Consider the following 17,034-nt stretch of genomic DNA (forward strand, 5'->3'; position numbering starts at 1 on the left):
TCATCAATTTTAAATTTAATTTAATCAAGAATTAAATTATTTATGTAATCATTGAAAGGTTGCATATTTGTGTAGACAGATACAGCCAACGTAACAAAATGAGTATCCAGTACCTGTTGATCTGTAATAGATTTAGTTACATAGAAATTTTTAAATTTGAGATACTCGGAGGAGGGATGTTCTTTGTCGAAACCATTGGGAACTCTTTTAAGAATAGTTTCATCTTTAGTTAAACCTCCAAATTCTTTGATAAAATTTTTATTTTCCACTATTTCCCTAAAAGATTCAAAATCATCATATATTCCTTTTCTTATTTTTTTTATCTGCTCTGGTGGCAACATATAGTGACCGCATGTAAGAAAACTTTTACCGGGTTCAATATGTAAATAATATCCTGAGTTTTTAATTTCACTAAATACAGCACTCATATAATTTTTATAAGGTGTTTTATCTGGTGAAAAACGGATATCTCTATATATACGAAATATACATTTTTTAGGATTTAAATATTTTATTGTGATATCTAGTTCAGATAGTCCGATTTGTAAATCTTTAACTAAATTTTCAAAATCTAAGCGAGACGTTTCGTACCAATCTTTATTTTCTGAAAACCACTCGCGATTATTATTTTTTTTTAAAGATTTTAAAAACTTTAACGTTTTTTTATGTAACATATCTTGCTTTATTTATGTTTTATGCTTATTAATTTTTTTCAACCCTTGAAATCCAATCCTTAAAATAAACCTTCAGTAGTTCAGGATGTTCAATTTGTAAATTATGCCCTGTATTATCTAATACTGAAAAGGTTAAATGTTCAAAATTAGGAGTGAGCTTAAAAGCGTCTTCAAATCCTACACAAGCATCCTGACTTCCTGTAAGAATTGTTGAAGGTTTTCTGAATTTTAAATTTTTCAATTCATTATGATAAGTATATTCGTAACCCGTTGCCTGTAATTGGTTTATAAACTCTAAATCTGCAATTTTCATTCCGGGTATAATATCTTCCTGATATTTTTTCCAAGTTTGTTCATTTCTGACTTCTGTGAAATTCAGATAATCAACAAACGTTTCTTCTTTTTTATACTTATTTATAAACGGATTACTCCAATCTAACTCCTTTTTAACGGGGAGAATACGTTTTGATCTATCCGGAACTGTACAAGGACATATCAAAAAAACACCATTTATACTATTTACATTTTTAAGCAATAAGCCTAAAGACAAATAGGCTCCATAGGATTGACCTACGAGTAAAAATTTAGCATCACCTATAACATCTGTTATAAATTCATTTAAAATTTCCACCATGTCATCCGAGCTATAAACTCTATTAATTTTTCCGGACTGTCCCATGCCCGGCAAATCCAAATATATTCGCTTATAGCCATTAATATTTTTTAAAGAATCTTCCATTGGATTTTTTAATGCTCTTCTGTCTAATGGAATCCCATGCAAAAAAACAATAGGTACTCCTTCTCCTATTTGTTCATAGCTTATTGATTTCCAACTTAATGTTGTTGTCATTGTTTCTAATGATTGAATTGACATGAATATTAATTTTAGTTTTTGTATTGATTACCAGCATTGGTTAAGCATATTTATTAATAAATCCGGGTACGTCCAGCCAATCCCTTTGGCTGCCAACATAGTTAAGCTGTCCTGCTCTTCTCTGTTAGGCCTACCGGCACCTGTCATGTTTGGTTTTAAATTAACATCAAACAAAAAATAATTACCATTTTTATTGGCTCTACAATCTACTCTTATGGGAGCTCTTGCTTCAATAAGTTCCGCAGCTTTTTCACATTGCTTACATAACATCTGTATTTTTGGCTCCTGAATTTCTCCTTTTGTCAAAATTTTACTGTTTGACATTACTGCAACAACTCCATTATATGGAGCGACTCCTTTTTCATGATTAAATCTTTTTACCGGTGGTAAACTCCAATAATTTGGTAGGTCTAATTTTTGATTTTCAATAATATAACTTCCAGGAGGCATAACAGTTATTGTTAATTCTTCTCCTGATAAAAATTCTTCCAGATACATATAATCACCATATATTCCACTTTTAAAAAGAGAGCTTGCTGTTTCCCATAATTCTTCCTTGGTATCAATCTTTGTAACCCCCTGACTGCCCCTGCCTCTAACTGGCTTTAGTATTACAGGATAATTCAGTTCAGATGGAATATCTTCTTTGTTAAAATTTCTGTTTAATAAATGGGAATAAGGAATCGGAAAATCGTATTTTTTCAGCCAAAGATTAGTTAAGTATTTATCATCATATTTATCAACAATTTCAGGTAATTGTCCAACTACTTTTACACTTTTTAAAAAGTCTTCTATTGGATGACCTTGATACAATACCGTATTTAACCATAAAACTTCAGCACCTAAGTCAATTGCTTCTGCGATACCAGTAAATGTATCCGGAAAAACCCAGTCTAAATCTATTCTAGGATTAGCAAAATTAACGGGAGTTATGACCGGAATTTTATTTATTTTTAATGCGTAAGCTATATCTGCTCCACTATCTGCATAACCTCCTTTCTTTAGCGGCTTAATAATTCCATTTTTTTCGGGCGGAGAAGAAAACTGATAAAGTACTGCTGTTTTCAAATTTTCACACTTTATGTAAAGCTACTAATTTATTACTAATACAGAAGAATGAATTTTTTTATTAAAATTTTATTATCACAATACTCCTGTTTTAATAGGAATTTATAAAAAACAGTTAATGCTTTTTTATTGTTATTAATAAATTTTAGTAGTGAGTAACTATCATAAGTACTAACCAAATTCAGGAATAAATCTTATTTACTATTTTTTTATCCTCTTTTATTTCTACTTTTGACGTATATTGAATTTCATTATTTATAAATTCAGATAAAACAACTTCTGAAGTAATAATTCTTCCTGTTTTCTTATCAAACTTATAATCTGCTAAAATTTCAAATTTATACTTATAATCAGGTAGTGAATCAATTTCATTAATTATAGACCCTACATCTGATAAATTGGCAATAATAGATTTTAATTTAACATGAATTATATTACCATAATCTTTAATAAAGACAGGATATAACTTATACTTAAGAACCAGTTCATTTATTAAATGAGAATTAAATATGTATTGACTTGTATAATTGGTTGATTGAAGATTATTTGATTTAAAAGAATAACATTCCGGAAATAATGCGATATATTGAATTTCTTTTTTAAAATTCCCTTCAAGATATATAAGGCTGGATTCTAAGTCCTCAATAAAGTTTTCCTGCTCTATTAGTTTTCTCATATATTCTGTTAAATTTTTTTCCTTCCAAAGATTCCATGATTTTTTGATTTCATCCGGATTCAACAACTTCTCAATTTTACCGTTCAAATTTCTTTTAATTGACATTTTTGTCATTATATCTGATAAAATCAATATTTTCTCAAGAGCACTCCTGTTTTCTTCATTTTTAGTTCCTCCATTAGCTGAAAGTAACACAGTTGTATTATACAAACTATTGTTTTGTATTCTTTGAACAAAATGAATATGTGAAACTGTATTTAAAGATAAATTAGGTGTTTGTGGACCAGCTACTGAATTGTAGCTTATCTGAATTCTATAGAAAGTCTCAAAACTTTGGGGCGATACAAGATTACTTTTGACAGACAAATTAAACATATTCTTTTCTTAAATAATTATTTATTAAAGTTTTTTTGATTACTTATTAAATTTTATAATTCATAGTTTTTGTTATAAGATTTAAACGTCAATCGCTCAACAGGCCTAAAGTAAGTATCTATAGCTTTTATATATTTACATTATTCATTAATTATAGTTTATAAACAATCATTTTATCTTAAAATTTTAAAATGAACTTAGATTGTTTTTATAAAACATAAATATAGTCATAATTTATAATAAATAAATATAGTTTTACGTATTTTTTAGTATCAAAAGAAATAAATATTAAAATGAAGTATCTAACAATTTAAATATCAGCATTTTATATTTATTATTTTTTATTTTTATTTTTTCTTTTATCAATAAAAAAAGCCTGATTAAAAATTAATCAGGCTTTTTTTTATATAATAATATTTTATTCCCATTCAATAGTTGCCGGTGGTTTTGATGAAATATCATAGGCAACTCTGTTAATTCCTTTAACTTCATTAATGATACGATTAGATATCAATTCTAAAAATTCATAGGACAATTTTGACCAGGTAGCTGTCATAAAATCAATAGTATTTGCAGATCTAACAACAGCAGTATATTCATACGTACGTTCATCTCCCATTACCCCGACCGATTTAACCGGAAGTAGTACTACAAATGCCTGACTTACTTTATCATATAAATCATTTTTATACAGTTCTTCTATAAATATATCGTCTGCCTCTTGTAAAATTTTTACTTTCTCTTCATCTACAGCTCCCAAAACCCTAATACCCAATCCTGGACCCGGAAAAGGGTGTCTGTAAACCAATTCTTCAGGAATACCTAATTCTACCCCTACTTTTCTTACCTCATCTTTAAATAATTCTCGTAAAGGTTCTAATAACTCCAGTTTCATTTCATCAGGTAATCCTCCTACATTGTGATGCGATTTAATCACTGCAGATGGACCTTTTACTGATTGAGATTCAATAACATCCGGATAAATAGTACCCTGAGCTAAAAAATCTACATTTTCAATTTTGTGAGCTTCTTCATCAAAAACCTGAATAAATTCGTTTCCGATAATTTTTCGCTTGCGTTCTGGATCATCAACACCTTTTAGTTTGAAAAAGAAACGTTCTTCAGCATTTACCCGCTTAATGTTCATATGAAAATGCTCTCCGTAAACCTGCATTACTTTATCTCCTTCATTTTTACGCAATAATCCTGTATCGACAAAAATACAGGTTAATTGATTACCTATCGCTTTATGGATAAGAACAGCAGCAACTGAAGAATCTACCCCTCCAGATAGTCCTAAAATAACTTTTTTATTTCCGACCTTTTCTTTAATTCTCTTGATTTCAGCCTGAATAAAATCTGTTAATTCCCAATTTTTTTCACAATTACAAATATCAAAAACAAAGTGTTTGATAATTTCACTACCGTATTCAGTATGGGATACTTCCGGATGAAACTGTACTGCATATATTTTTCTATCATCATTTGCCATGCAAGCGATAGAGTTGGTTGATGTACCAATTAATTCAAATCCTTCCGGTAACTGGCTAACTTCATCGAAGTGACTCATCCAAACCGTTGAATTTTCTGGAACCCCTGCTAATAGTTTATTTTGTTTTGATATTTTAAATTCAGATTTTCCATATTCACCCTTTATTCCTTCACTTACTACCCCTCCTAAAAGTTTAGCAGTAACCTGCATACCATAACAAATTCCTAAGACAGGAATTCCCTTCTCATACAGTTCTTTCTCTACCAGATTTGCATCCGGAGCATTCACTGAAGAGGGTCCTCCGGAAAGAATTATACCTTTAGGATTATGGCTTAAAATTTCATCCAAAGGAGTGTAAAATGGTAATATTTCAGCATAAACTCCAAATTCTCTTATACGGCGTCCAATCAATTGATTGTACTGAGAGCCGAAGTCTAATATAATAATTCCGTTTTTCATTAATATTAATTATTGGTTTATTAGTATGTTTTTTTTTAACAAAAGCTTTTAACATCATCCGGAGTAACCGGATCTCCTCCTAAAATGATTAACCGTTCCACTACGTTTCGCAATTCTCTGATATTCCCTGTCCAATCAAAAGATTGTAATAAATCTATAGCCTCTAAAGAAAATCGTTTTACTTTTGCTCCCTGCTCTTCTGCGATTACCTCTGCAAAATATTCAATTAATAAAGGTACGTCTTCTTTACGTTCTTTTAGTGATGGAACTTTTAATTCAATTACGGATAAACGATGAAATAAGTCTTCTCTGAATCTTCCTTTTTTTATCTCTTCTTTTAAGTCTTTATTCGTAGCTGCTAAAACCCTCACATCAACAGATATTTCGCTATCACTTCCTACTCTGCTGACTTTGCCTTCCTGTAATGCTCTTAACACTTTAGCTTGAGCCGGTAAACTCATATCTCCGATTTCGTCTAAGAAAATTGTCCCTTTATTAGCCAATTCAAACTTACCTTGTTTATCTTTTACAGCGCCGGTGAAAGACCCCTTCATGTGTCCGAATAATTCACTTTCAATTAGTTCGGAAGGAATTGCTGCACAGTTGACTTCTATTATAGGCATTATGGAACGTTCACTTTTTTCGTGAATGGAATGTGCTACTAATTCTTTTCCTGTTCCGTTAGGACCGGTAATTAAGACTCTGGCATCGGTTGGAGCTACTTTATCTATAATTGTTTTTATTTCCTCTAGTTTTTTAGAGTTTCCAATCATTTCGTATTTTTTACTGACTTTCTTTTTCAGTAATTTATTTTGATTGGATAGCTTTTGGTTTTCATGTAACAGATTCTTTTTATCTAAGGCATTTCTAACCGCACTCAATAATCTTCCTAAATCCGGTGGTTTAGATATATAATCAAAAGCACCTTTTTTAATACAGTTTACTGCTATTTCAATGGTACCGTGTCCAGATATCATGATAAAAGGCAAAGTAGGTTTATCAGACATCACTAAATCCAATAATTCTTCACCATCCATTTTAGGCATTTTAATATCACAAAGAACCAAATCGAAATCTTCTTTATCTATTAATAATTTGGCCTCTGCTCCATCAGGAGCTTCACTTATTTCAAATTCTTTATTTTCATCCAAAAGAATATTTTTCAATACCCTTCGTATAGTTTCTTCATCTTCTACAATCAAGATTTTGGCCATAATATTAATAAATTTTAATTTGCAAAGATACTTGTTTTTTTTTGCTAAAAAAATCAACTCTATAGGTTTGAATTTTAAAAATATAATTCAAATATCAATAAAAGATATTATAGACCTATTTACTGTGAACATATTTATACTAAATTTGTTGTAATCATAAATAATGAAGATGAAACGACAAGCAGAAGCCATACTACCTACAGATTGGGGAGAATTCGAAATGATTGCCTACTCAGATGATAATTCTAACTGGATGCCTCATCTTGCCCTTATAAGCAAAAAAACTGATTTAAGTAAAACAGTGAATATCAGAATTCATTCTGAATGTATTACTGGTGATCTATTTCATTCTAAAAGATGTGACTGTGGTAAACAGCTGGATACTGCTATGAAATATATTCACGAGAATGGTGGAGTTCTTCTTTATTTAAGACAAGAAGGCCGAAATATTGGTATAATTAACAAATTAAAGGCTTATAATCTTCAAGATCAAGGACTCAATACCGCAGAAGCAAATATTAAGCTTGGTTTTCCAGCTGATGCACGCGATTTTAAAATAGCAATTGATATTTTGAACGACCTAGGTATTGAATCAGTTAATTTGCTGACAAATAATCCTGAAAAAGTTCATTTTATTGAGGATAGCACAATTACATTAGAAAAAAGAATTCCTCTGGAAATTCATCCTGAAAAGGAAAATCTGGAATATTTAAAAACAAAAAAAGATTATTTCGGTCATTTTTTAGACCTGAAATAATCTTTTCTAAACCATTTTTTTATTAAAAAAACAACAACAAAATAAGTTGTGCCCCCATTATACGCATAAAGGTAGTCAAAGGGTAAACTGTGGCATAAGTAATCGCAGGTGCATCTGAACCCGCTGACTGGTTTGCGAAAGCTAATGCAGGAGGATCTGTGGATGCTCCCGCCATGAGTCCACATATTTCAAGAAAATTTAATCTAAAGAAAAACCTACCAACTAAAGCTCCGACAATTAAAGGTATTAATGTTATAAATACTCCATAAAGCATCCAATATAATCCTTCTCCTTCAGTTAGTGCTTTCCAGAATGTATCTCCAGCACCTAGCCCTACACTGGCCAAAAATAAAACAATTCCGATTTCTCTTACCATCAGGTTAGCGCTGCTTGATACATAATGAGTAACAGATATTCTACCTCCATAGCGACTAATTAAAATAGCAATAATAAGAGGTCCTCCGGCTAACCCCAGTTTTACGGGGACCGGAATTCCTGGGAACTGAAAAGGTATGCTACCTACTAAAACTCCAATTAGTATGCCTAGAAATAATTCTGCAATATGAGGAATTCCTAACTGTTTTTTTGAGTTTCCAAAATCTTTGGCAAGAGCTATAATATTTGCGTCTTCTCCAATTACTACCAGTGTATCTCCAAACTGAAGTTTGGTATTTCTGTCGGGTATAAATTCTACTCCTGCCCGCACAACCCTGGAAATTGTAACTCCATATTTATCTCTGATTCCTAATTCACCTAATCGTTTGGAATAGGCATAGGATTTAGTTACATTTATTTTTTTCGAAATGATGTTTTGTTTCCTTCCTTCGGAAGATAAGTCTATTTTAATTCTTTTTCCAATAACGCTCTCCAAAGCTTCCATGTCTTCAGCCGAACTGACAATTAATAATTTATCACCTTCATTTAATACATATTTTTTATCCGGTGTGAAAATACCTTCATCATGTTTTACTCTGGAAACTACAAAGTTAAATTTCATTATTTTCCATAAAACCCTAAGTTCTTTTCCAACAAGAGCGGGATTAGTTACTTCCACAACAATTTTTTGCAGTGTGCTACCGGTTTTGTGTTTTAGCTGATTTAACCTAGTCTCTGCTATTATATCTACATGGAAAAGCTTTTTCATTAATAACATGGTAAAAATAATTCCTATTACTCCAAACGGATAAGCTATAGCATAACCTGTTGATAGTGTCTGCATAATACTACTGTTTTCAGAATGATCAACAACTAAATCTTTTATTGTTTGCTGTGCAGCTCCTAAACCGGGAGTATTGGTAACAGCCCCGGACATAATTCCTACCATGGTAGAAATGGATGTTCCGCTTATGTAGTGAATGGCAACTGTGACAATTCCTCCTGTCACTACTATAATAATAGCTAATAAATTGAGAGTCAGCCCTTCTTTCTTAAACGATGAAAAAAAACCCGGTCCTACCTGCAATCCTATGGTATAAACGAAAAGAATTAACCCAAATTCTTTAATAAAATGTAGAATATGTTCATTGATTACATAACCGAAATGAGAAACAAAAATTCCCATAAACAAAACAAAAGTTATCCCGAAAGAAATACCAAAAAATTTAATTCTTCCTAAGGCCACACCTACACTTATAACGAAACTGTATATTAATACAGTGTATGCAACCGATTCATGATTGCTTAACAAATCCCATAACCAATTCATTTCAAATATATTTTTATAAGAAACAAAATTAGATAAAAAACAGGACGCTAAGAATGATTCTAATCAGTAAAAAACCTGTTATTTGTAAGGTTATTTGAAAAGTAAAGGTAAATATTTTGAGTTAAACAGTTCATCTATGCTTTTAAAAGTTTCTACTGGCTTGTCTAAATTTTTAGATGAATAAACATTTATATTCATTCCATTAGAATTACCGACCGGTTCATCTTGTGTATCAGAAGTACTCTTATCCATATACAGTTCAAAATACTGGCCATCTATATTACCCATTGTAAGAAGTATTTCCGATTTTAAAAAGGTAATATTATAAAGGAACAATAATGATTTTTCAGTATTACTAAAATCTCCAGATTCTTTATTACTATCAATTTTACCTATAAGTTTTTCCTTATTCGAAGATAAAGAGTATGCATAAATAATTCCTTTTAAATCTCTCCTGAATTGTATTGTTTTTTCAGAGGTTCTGTAAGTAGCTATAACTATTTTTCTTGAATCAGAATTATTGAAATAAGTTTCATTTTTTACTTTAGTAAATTCAATAGGAATCATAAAATAGGAAACCACTTTTTTACCATTTAACTGAGCCGGAATTATGTTTATTTTACCTGATTGTATAGAATCTTTTAACTTGCTCATTGCTAATAAAGCAGACTTTTTTAGCTTTGAATCATTATTACTGTTTTCTGTAATTGAAACAAGTAAATCTTTATCCTCTGTCAAAACATACTCTATCCAGATTTTTCCTTCCGCTTGACTATTTTTCGCATCTGCAAAATGTGTAATGTTATATGTTATAAACTTTTTCAGTTCATATTCATTACAAATATCTTTATCCACAGGTAATGAATTTTTGCACTCTGGAAATTCTATATATCCTTTCAGATCTTTTTCCTGTGAAAAAAACACTACCGGATATAATATTAAAATTGTTATGTATTTTGCTATATTCAATCTTTTTTACTCAAATATACTATAATATTTTCAGGTCTATATTTAATTAATGCCTATTGTAAAAATATTTTATATATCATTTAATTTTAATCTTATCAATTTCAAATATTACTAAATTTTTCTTTTAATTTTTATTATTGTTTTGATTAATTTTGATAAAAAATAGTTTGATATGTATTTAACTTCTTCAGCCGAATGGCAAGATAAACTTTTACAGCGATTTTTAACTTATGTACGAATATATTCTACCAGTCAACCCGGAGAAGATATTACTCCCAGTACTTTAAGGCAATGGGACATAGCCAAGCACTTGTTTAATGAGTTAAAATCTTTGGGGCTTGAAGATGTAAGTATTGACGACCATGGTTATGTAATGGGATATGTACCTTCTACACATGAAAAAGATTTACCCACGGTAGGATTTATTTCACATTATGATACATCTCCTGACTTCAGTGGTGAAAATGTCAATCCGATAATTTGGAAAAATTATGATGGTAAAGACTTATTGCTAAATGAAAAAACTGGTTTTACCTTAAAAGTCCTTGATTTCCCTGAATTAAAGGAACACATTGGCGAAAGTATTATAACTACTGACGGGACCACTCTTCTGGGAGCTGATGATAAGGCAGGTGTAGCTGAAATTGTAACAGCTGCAGAATATTTATTAGCTCATCCAGAAATAAAGCATGGTCGTATTGCTATTGGTTTTACACCGGATGAAGAAATTGGTAAGGGTGCAGATTTATTTGATGTTGAAAAATTTGGTGCCGAGTGGGCCTACACAATGGATGGTGGTGAAGTGGGTGAACTGGAATATGAAAACTTTAATGCCGGAGGTGCAGTAATTTCAATTGTTGGTAAAAGCGTACACCCAGGATCCGCTAAAAACAAAATGGTTAACGCAGCTTTACTTGCAGTAGAGTTTTCAAATCTAATGCCAGCAAATGAAACTCCTGCAACTACTGAAGGATATGAGGGATTTTTTCATCTGACCCATATTACAGGAAATGTGGAAAAAGCCAAATTGCACTATATTATCAGGGATCATGATCGTAAGTTATACGAAGAAAGAAAATTGTTTATGATTGAAACTGTTAATAATCTCAATTCCAAATATGGTGATAAAACTTTCAAAATTGATATTGAAGATCAATATTTTAATATGAAAGAAAAAATTGCTGGTAAAATGTTTATTATTGACATTGCTGAAAAAGCAATGAATAAAGTTGGAATTAAAGCCAATATAAAAGCTATTAGAGGTGGTACTGACGGTTCTAAACTTTCTTATATGGGATTGCCTTGTCCTAATATTTTTGCCGGAGGTTTAAACTTTCATGGTCCTTATGAATTTGTACCGTTAGAATCTATGATAAAAGCTACTAATGTGATTATAGCTATTGCTGAAAGTATTGATTAAAAAATTATTAATAATTTATTCATTAAAGTATAACAAGGAGAGTATTAAATTCTCCTTGTTTTATTTTATAGGCAGGAAAAAACGAACCGGGTTTTTAAGGAAAAGCTTAAATGCTGAATACAAAATCTTACCCATTTCCCTGGTTGGAACATTAACAGATTTCATCGCTACCCAAAGCGATAAAGAAAAGCTTATTAAAAAATTGAATATACCAATTCCAAAAATACCTGCAATTCCTAAAAGAAAGTCTTTCCATGATATATCGAAATGAAAATAACATAAAGCTATTGCATAATTTCCTCCAGAGAAAGTTATATGCCGTATATCAAAAGGAATTCCTAAAAAATTTCCAACTAAAAATGCACAGCCTAGGCATAAACCTAAAAAAGCATTACCTGCTATACCCCCTATTTTATTTTCGTACCAGTTTACCCATTTCCTTCTTCTTTTTTCCTTTATAAATCTTTTTAAAACCGGGTGATGAAACAATCTTTCCGGTATATTATGATAACGGGTATAATTTTCTGTAATTCCTGATACTAAGCCAGACATGAAAAGAAATATACCTGCTATAGCTCCAAACCAAAAAATTTTCCAATCCCACTTAACCACTTCATCTCTAAAAGCATGTGCTTTAGCCTGACTTATCAGTTCTACATCCATAAAATAGGTTATGGAGTAATAAATTAATGTTGCTGTTATAAACACTGCTACTACATTACCTATAAAGGCTATGAATTGGCTTCTGAACAACCGTGTAAAAAATAGTCCAAACTCGGTGTAATCACTCGCTGACTTTTCATCTTGATTTAATGTATGAGCCAATGCCGCAGCTGTCATTGCCGGCTGTTTAGTCGCTAGCGTCCAGTGAAGTAAATAAATAGCTATAAACCCCCATGCATAATTAAAACTATATAGAACAGCCTGTATAAAAGGAGTATGTACGCTCATACCCATCTGGTTTTTTATAAAGCACAAAACAGCTACTAATAAACCTCCTCCTGCTGCGGAATAAAACATCCGAAGATATTCTCTAGGAGTTGAAGTAATATATTTTTCACCAATCTGACGATTGTGCCAAGTAATAAGAAACGTAACAACATATAGGGTACTTTGGAAAGAGTTAATAACCCCGCTTTTGGGAGAATAAAAACCTAACCAGTTTTTAGTTATATGAGCCATTGCTATTGATAATGGTTTGTCATCCAGCAGATATAAGGCATTTAATAAAATACTCAACCGCTCCAGTTGTTGTCTTAAACGAGTAATCTTTATAGTTATTCTTAATGAAATTCCTTTTTTTTCTTTTTGACCTACCAGATTATCCAGATATAAAAGACATAATTTAGTCTGATGCTTTAGCTGATCGATTTTATCAGAATTAATAATTTCATGATCCTGAAGCGTGCGTATAAGGTTTAGTGTTAATTTCTGAAAAGGATTTTCTTCTATTCCTTTGATATAACTCATTTTAAATACTTCGGGATCTGCAGCTCCACCTATAATTCTATCTATTAAAATTATAGCTCCTTCCCTGATTTGTTTTTTAACATATTCTCTGTTACATATAACTGTATCATCGTTAAATAAGGCTTCGTAAAATTTAATCCATCTGTCAACAGGTATAATTTTAACAAAGTTGTGATTTCCATTTGAATACAAGACTTCATTACTTAACGAAATTAAAGTTTGATCATCGGAAATTTGCGGAAGTATTTTGTTTCCAATTTGTCTAAAGAATAAAGTGACCAGCTTATCATCAGAAAAAATTCTAAAATCAGTCATAAACTTCTGCATATGCAGATTTCTGAACAAAGGAGATAATTGTTCCAATAACTTTTCTTTTATTATTGGATTGGTATTAATTGCTTCGGTTAAAAAATCAATAAATTCAATTGAATTATCAAAATCTCTTTTACCATATTTAATCAAACTTAATAAAAAATTTCTCTCTCCTGTTTTCGTTAAAATGGTTTCTAATTTTTCAGTCATTTTCTCTTTTTCAGAATAACAAATATATTAAAAATTAATTTCATTAAATAGTATATTATCCTTAATTTATAATTAAATCAATATTTTTAGTTAAATTTTATCATTATTGTTAGTTTAAATAATACTACAACTCTTTTATTTGATTAAATTGTTTTTTTATTATCATTTTAGATTTATTTTATTTTTTTAATCTGTATTAAACTTAAATATCCTTTTAAATTAAACTACTATTTATTAAAAAATTATTGATTTTTAATCTGGAAAAAGGAACTCTTTAATTAAAAAGTTCCTTTTTCTACATTTTATTTTATAAACAGAATGCTAATTGATATTTAAAGTAAAATCCCTGTTTATTATAACGATTAACTAAAAAATAATCTTTTAAACTTCTAAAAGTTCAGCAATTTCTTTAAGACCTTGCATTCGTGCCTGAGAAGCTGCTGTATTTCCTCGTATATCTTTTATTTCGGGATTTGCTCCGTGTTTCAGTAATAATTTCACAAGATTTTTCCGGTTAAATGTTGCTGCATATACCAATGCCGTTGCTCCGCTGTGATTAACTTCGTTGATATTGGCCCCTTCATTAATTAAATTTTCTGCTATTTCTTCAAAACCTTTAAAACAAACTCCCATCAGTGCTGTATTTCCCGAAGCATCTTTTTCATCGATTAAAGGATGTAATGAAAGCAAATACTTAGTAATTTCTAAATTTCCATAATAGGTTGCCAGTAAGAGGGGAGTTGAACCTCTTCCATCTTTAGAATTTAAAAGAGTAATATCTTCATTTAGTATTTTTTTAACCGTCTCAGTATCCTCAGATCGTATTGCCTGAAACAATATTTCTTTATTTTCCATATGATTATAATCTATATAAAAACTGTACCCAATGATTTTAGATATCAGTCTTTCATATATTTTTTATTATTAAATTCCTAAAGCTTTTCTCACACCGTTTCCGTATTCAGGATCGGCAGCATCAAATAATTTCAACTGACGTTCTATAACTTCTCTTGAAACACCAGCCATAGCATCTTTAATATTATTAAACAATCTTTCTTTTTCTTCCGTACTAAATAAACGGAACAAATCTCCCGGTTGTTTAAAATCTCCATAGGTATCATTTTCTTCATAACGAGTAGCATCACCCTCAATTTTTAACGGTGGTTCCTGATAAGAATGATCTTCAACCGGTCCGTTTTTTGAATTAGGCTCGTAGTAAGCATCCGGATTTTCATTAAAATTATCAAAAAAACGCATTGCTCCGTCTTTATGATAGTGGTTAATTTCGGCTACTGCATGGTTTGCTGGTAGCATTTCATAATGAGTTCCAAGTCTATACCTATGAGCATCTGCATAGGAGAATATTCTTGCCTGTAACATTTTATCCGGGGAAAAACCTATTCCCGGTATTACATTAGAAGGAGAAAATGCAGCATTCTCTATGTGCTGAAAATAATTAGACGGATTTTCGTTCAATTCCATCAAGCCTATTTCTACTAAAGGATAATCTGAATGTGGCCAAACTTTGGTTAAATCAAATGGGTTATAAGGTGTTTGGGTAGCTTCTTCTTCCGGCATAATTTGAGCATAAACTTTCCACTGTGGAAAGTCTCCTTTTTCAATTGCTCCATATAATTGTTCCTGATAATATTCTCTTGTTTTGCCGTTTATTTGTTCTGATTCTTCGTTGGTAAAATTTTTAATTCCCTGCTGGGTTTTAAAATGAAGCCTTATCCAAAATCTTTCACCATTATTATTCCAAAAGGAATAGGTGTGAGAACTAAATCCGTGCATATGCATCGGGGTTTGGGGTATTCCTCTATCAGACATAAGTATTGTAACCTGATGCAAACTTTCCGGAGTTAATGACCAAAAGTCCCACATTGCTTCATTAGAACGTAAATTAGTTCTTGGGTGTCTTTTCTGAGTATGAATAAAATCGGGAAATTTATAACCGTCTCTTACAAAGAATACGGGAGTATTATTCCCCACCATGTCCCAGTTACCTTCTTCTGTATAAAATTTTAATGCGAAACCTCTCACATCTCTTTCAACATCAGCTGCTCCCATTTCACCGGCTACCGTAGAAAATCGAGCTAACATGCGAGTCTGTTTTCCAATCTGTGAAAATATTTTAGCCCTTGAATATTGAGTAATATCATTAGTTACTGTAAAAGTACCATATGCTCCCCAACCTTTTGCATGTACAACTCTTTCAGGAATCCTTTCTCTGTTTTGATGTGCTAATTTTTCTAACAATTGATAATCTTGTATCAAAACGGGCCCTCTTTGTCCTGCTGTTATTGATTTTTGATTACTCGCTAAAGGATTACCTGCACTGGTGGTCAATTTCTTCTTGCTCATATAATAAGTTTTTTAATTTTTAAATGATGGTTTAAAGGTAGATACATTTATATATTTACAATATATATGAATATCTCTTCTTTAAATTTCAAAATAGAAATAATCTATTTAAAATAATTAGTTGTTAGCAGTAATATATTATCTATTATCATACCAAAGAGCATTTAAATTTAGATGAAAAGCCTTATTTATCCTTATTTATATTTATTAAAAATAAAAAAGACCTTTAGGTATATTAAAGGTCTTTTTTTATTTTTAATTTAATTTCTATTTAAGATATTCTAATACATAATTATAGTTTCCTGCTTCATATACTACTGATACATTTGGTGCACCTGTAATAATTTGCCTGTTAGCTGCATCGAAAGAAAATACTGTATTGGTAAACAATTTTTTATCTTTATTGTATATAGTAACTCTGTAAAGTGTCGTTATAGCACTTGCAGTATCTGCTGGCAAATCACTTAAAGTTATTAATGTAGTGCTTCCATCTGCAGTAAATGAGCCTTTAAAACTGAAAACCTGATTATCATCAATTGCTAAATTTGTCACCATTTCAGTTTTATCAACTATATCCTGCCCTCCCAATCTTTTCCATTGACCTGAATTTAGACTAGCTGCCGTTGGATTTGAAAAATAATAAAATCCGGGACTTACATTAACTATTTTCCCCTGATTTGTCATAGTTTTTCCTGTACCCGAATTAAAAGCTAAAACACCATCAAAATAATATTCATTTACCAAAGCAAGATCCTGAGACAGTGTAATAAAGGTAAATTGTGTTAAATTTGCCCTTGGAAAACCTAAAAGTTTACCAAATCTATTTACTTTAAGCCCCATCAAACTAGCATCCAAAAAATAATTTGAATCTGATAAATTATTATCTATTTTCGAAAAAGCGGAAATTTGTGCATTTCCATGTAAAACAATAAATATTGATAAGAGTGTAAAAATTTGTACTATTTTTTTATACATAATTTCTAATTTTTCGAGTT

Annotated in this window: 14 protein-coding genes; 2 read left to right on the forward strand and 12 right to left on the reverse strand. The window is 30.8% G+C overall.

Translation table 11 applies throughout. The features are described from left to right. Positions 1 to 20 precede the first annotated feature (20 nt). The 6 genes from EQ921_RS04995 to EQ921_RS05020 all read right to left on the reverse strand — a co-directional run bounded on the left by EQ921_RS04995 (position 21) and on the right by EQ921_RS05020 (position 6,832). Positions 21 to 674: a DUF2461 domain-containing protein gene (locus EQ921_RS04995; protein ID WP_128330826.1), complete on the reverse strand. Its 654-nt coding sequence runs from the start codon at positions 672 to 674 to the stop codon at positions 21 to 23. A gap of 28 nt (positions 675 to 702) precedes the next feature. Further along, the gene (locus tag EQ921_RS05000) at positions 703 to 1,548 is read right to left on the reverse strand and encodes an alpha/beta fold hydrolase (RefSeq protein ID WP_128153089.1); all 846 of its coding nucleotides are present in this window, start codon (positions 1,546 to 1,548) and stop codon (positions 703 to 705) included. 27 nt (positions 1,549 to 1,575) lie between these two features. Then, entirely contained in the window at positions 1,576 to 2,616 is a 1,041-nt protein-coding gene (locus tag EQ921_RS05005; protein ID WP_255424437.1) for an ATP-grasp domain-containing protein, read from the reverse strand. 181 nt (positions 2,617 to 2,797) lie between these two features. Next, the gene (locus EQ921_RS05010) at positions 2,798 to 3,667 is read right to left on the reverse strand and encodes a hypothetical protein (RefSeq protein WP_164875584.1); all 870 of its coding nucleotides are present in this window, start codon (positions 3,665 to 3,667) and stop codon (positions 2,798 to 2,800) included. Positions 3,668 to 4,085: 418 nt separating this feature from the next. Further along, the gene (gene guaA, locus EQ921_RS05015) at positions 4,086 to 5,618 is read right to left on the reverse strand and encodes a glutamine-hydrolyzing GMP synthase (RefSeq protein WP_128330829.1); all 1,533 of its coding nucleotides are present in this window, start codon (positions 5,616 to 5,618) and stop codon (positions 4,086 to 4,088) included. 35 nt (positions 5,619 to 5,653) lie between these two features. Then, a complete protein-coding gene (locus EQ921_RS05020) occupies positions 5,654 to 6,832 on the reverse strand; it encodes a sigma-54 dependent transcriptional regulator (RefSeq protein ID WP_128330830.1) in 1,179 nt (392 codons plus the stop codon). A 169-nt stretch (positions 6,833 to 7,001) separates the two neighbouring features. Between EQ921_RS05020 and ribA the strand changes: the two genes are divergently transcribed. Beyond that, positions 7,002 to 7,589, forward strand: a complete 588-nt coding sequence (ribA, locus tag EQ921_RS05025) for a GTP cyclohydrolase II (protein WP_128330831.1) — start codon at positions 7,002 to 7,004, stop codon at positions 7,587 to 7,589. A gap of 22 nt (positions 7,590 to 7,611) precedes the next feature. Here ribA and EQ921_RS05030 read toward each other — a convergent pair whose 3' ends face one another. Continuing rightward, on the reverse strand, positions 7,612 to 9,294 hold the full coding sequence (locus tag EQ921_RS05030) for a putative transporter (protein ID WP_128330832.1): 1,683 nt from the start codon (positions 9,292 to 9,294) through the stop codon (positions 7,612 to 7,614). Between the two features lie 90 nt (positions 9,295 to 9,384). Then, positions 9,385 to 10,263 carry a hypothetical protein gene (locus EQ921_RS05035; RefSeq protein WP_128330833.1) on the reverse strand — a complete coding sequence of 293 codons (879 nt, stop codon included), beginning with the start codon at positions 10,261 to 10,263 and terminating at the stop codon, positions 9,385 to 9,387. Positions 10,264 to 10,435: 172 nt separating this feature from the next. Here EQ921_RS05035 and pepT point away from each other — a divergent pair, with 172 nt between their 5' ends. Further along, on the forward strand, positions 10,436 to 11,683 hold the full coding sequence (pepT, locus tag EQ921_RS05040) for a peptidase T (protein WP_128330834.1): 1,248 nt from the start codon (positions 10,436 to 10,438) through the stop codon (positions 11,681 to 11,683). 60 nt (positions 11,684 to 11,743) lie between these two features. Here pepT and EQ921_RS05045 read toward each other — a convergent pair whose 3' ends face one another. The 4 genes from EQ921_RS05045 to EQ921_RS05060 all read right to left on the reverse strand — a co-directional run bounded on the left by EQ921_RS05045 (position 11,744) and on the right by EQ921_RS05060 (position 17,014). Then, positions 11,744 to 13,675, reverse strand: a complete 1,932-nt coding sequence (locus tag EQ921_RS05045) for a site-specific recombinase (RefSeq protein ID WP_128153098.1) — start codon at positions 13,673 to 13,675, stop codon at positions 11,744 to 11,746. A gap of 381 nt (positions 13,676 to 14,056) precedes the next feature. Next, positions 14,057 to 14,530 (reverse strand): ankyrin repeat domain-containing protein, encoded by a 474-nt coding sequence (locus tag EQ921_RS05050; RefSeq protein ID WP_128153099.1) that lies wholly within the window; start codon positions 14,528 to 14,530, stop codon positions 14,057 to 14,059. A 69-nt stretch (positions 14,531 to 14,599) separates the two neighbouring features. Further along, positions 14,600 to 16,039 carry a catalase gene (locus tag EQ921_RS05055; protein WP_128330835.1) on the reverse strand — a complete coding sequence of 480 codons (1,440 nt, stop codon included), beginning with the start codon at positions 16,037 to 16,039 and terminating at the stop codon, positions 14,600 to 14,602. 267 nt (positions 16,040 to 16,306) lie between these two features. Then, the gene (locus tag EQ921_RS05060) at positions 16,307 to 17,014 is read right to left on the reverse strand and encodes a hypothetical protein (protein ID WP_128330836.1); all 708 of its coding nucleotides are present in this window, start codon (positions 17,012 to 17,014) and stop codon (positions 16,307 to 16,309) included. Positions 17,015 to 17,034 lie beyond the last annotated feature (20 nt).

The sequence above is a fragment of the Apibacter sp. HY039 genome (genome assembly GCF_004023655.1).
GTDB classification, from domain to species: domain Bacteria; phylum Bacteroidota; class Bacteroidia; order Flavobacteriales; family Weeksellaceae; genus Apibacter; species Apibacter raozihei.